We start from the raw sequence: 1,871 nt of genomic DNA, 5'->3' as shown, positions 1-1,871 counted from the left end.
GGCCGGATGCCCCGCCGCCGATCACGATCACATCGTAGGTTGCCGGTGCTGTACGCGCCATGGCCGTTCGTCTCCGCTCTTACGTGGGCGTTTCGTTATGCTTCCGTGTCGCCCTGGGGAGCCGCGTCCTCGGGCGCGCCCTCATGTGCGGGGATAGCCTCGCAGACGGCGGTCGCTTCGGGCAGGAAATCCTGCGGCAGCGCTTCCTCGATGGCACCGGCGTCGCAGGCGAGCGCGAGCGCAGGGTCGATAGGCAGGCGTCCAAGCACCTTGAGGTCGTACTGCTGGGCGACGTCATCCAGCTTGCTCGTGCCGAAGATTTCGATCTTCTTGCCGCAATCCGGGCAGGTGACGTAGCTCATGTTTTCGATGAGGCCAAGGATCGGCACGTTCATCTTCTCGGCCATGTTCACGGCTTTCGCCACGATCATGCTCACAAGGTCCTGCGGGCTCGTCACGACGACGATGCCGTCGACCGGCAGTGACTGGAACACGGTGAGCGCCACATCGCCCGTGCCGGGAGGCATATCGACGAGCAGGTAGTCGATGGGGCCCCAGGACGTGTCGCTCCAGAACTGGCGGATGGCGCCCGCGATGACGGGGCCTCGCCAGAGCACCGGGTCGGTCTCGTGTTCGAGCAAGAGATTCGACGACATGACCTTGATGCCCGTCGTGGAGATCTCGGGCAGCAGGAGCTTGCCCAGACCGTGCGCACGCCGGCCGCTCATGCCCATCATTTTGGGGATGGAGGGGCCGGTGATGTCGGCGTCGAGAATGCCGACCGTGTGGCCGCGGCGGTTGAGCTCGACGGCGAGCGCGCCCGTGACGAGGGATTTGCCCACCCCGCCCTTGCCAGAGAGTACGGCGATGACGCGCTTCGCTTCGGAAAGGTTGTTCTCTTCGAACTGCGTAGGTGCGGTTTGACCGCCCGCCGCAGCCGCATGTTCACAGGTAGCCATGGATATCCTTTCATGCTGAATCCGGCGTGCTCGTCGGCGCCGGATATAGGTGTCACGGCTCCATTGTACCCAGTTGGGGACAAGGGAGCCGCGACAACGGCGTCCGGGTATGTTGTCATGCGCGGGGTCGGTGCGCTACCAGTCCGTCTCCAGGCTGAGCCAGATCGATGGCCACATGCCGTCGATCCAGTCCTCTTCGGAGCGTGTGTCGAAGGTGCACCACATATAGGCTCCGTCGACGCTGCCTAGGTCGTCTGGATTGAAGAAGATGTCCTCGTAGAGCGTGCCAGCGAGGAATGCTTCTTTGAACGCCTCGGGCAGCGCGATCCGTGCGGCGAGCCCGGGTTGTTCGAAGGGGACATCGAGCTTGGCAACGGCTGCTTGCAGGCGCGCGAGGTCATCCTCGGCCTTCGCGAGGTTCTCTTCGAGTGAAAGCTCGGGATTGATATCGAGCGTATAGCTCACTTCGTACACCACACCCTCGTTGTCGACGCGCAGCCCGACGCGGGTCTTGTCATCGCCCGTCTCGAAGAGATTGCCGTAGACGGAGTAGCCGTTTGCATCGTGCTCTTCGGCGCTACTGGCGCCGACTACGTAGAAGCCCTCGGTTTCGAAGGTGCGCTCGATCGAGGAGAGCGTCGCGGCTGCTCGCTGCTGGTCTTCGCCCATAGCTCCCATGCGGCCAAGGTAGTGCACGCCGTAAGTGAGGGCGAGGATGGCGAGGACGCCGAGCAAGATGAGCATGCTCACGCGTTTGGGGTTGGGGAGTTCGACGCCCATGTCGTGCGCCACCCGCGCGGCATCCCGGGAGATGCCGGCCGTTGCTTCGGCGTAGCGCGCGAACCCGGCTGCACTGTAGCTCGCAGATGCGATGTCAGCCGCGTCGAGAACGCCGTCGGCGAGCGCGCGGCC

The 1,871-nt window shown here is 64.1% G+C and carries 2 protein-coding genes; both read right to left on the bottom strand.

Going from position 1 to position 1,871, the window contains the following annotated elements:
* Window positions 1-95: 95 nt before the first annotated feature.
* Window positions 96-959: an Mrp/NBP35 family ATP-binding protein gene (locus tag QZ079_RS09305; protein WP_297037564.1), complete on the bottom strand. Its 864-nt coding sequence runs from the start codon at window positions 957-959 to the stop codon at window positions 96-98.
* Window positions 960-1,094: 135 nt separating this feature from the next.
* Window positions 1,095-1,871: hypothetical protein (locus QZ079_RS09300; protein ID WP_297037563.1), on the bottom strand; the 777-nt coding region annotated here is incomplete at its 5' end.

It is taken from the genome of uncultured Enorma sp., from assembly GCA_905210055.1.
Taxonomy (GTDB): domain Bacteria; phylum Actinomycetota; class Coriobacteriia; order Coriobacteriales; family Coriobacteriaceae; genus Enorma.
Note: the sequence above shows the minus strand (reverse complement) of the source record. Positions and strands in the feature narration are given on the sequence as shown.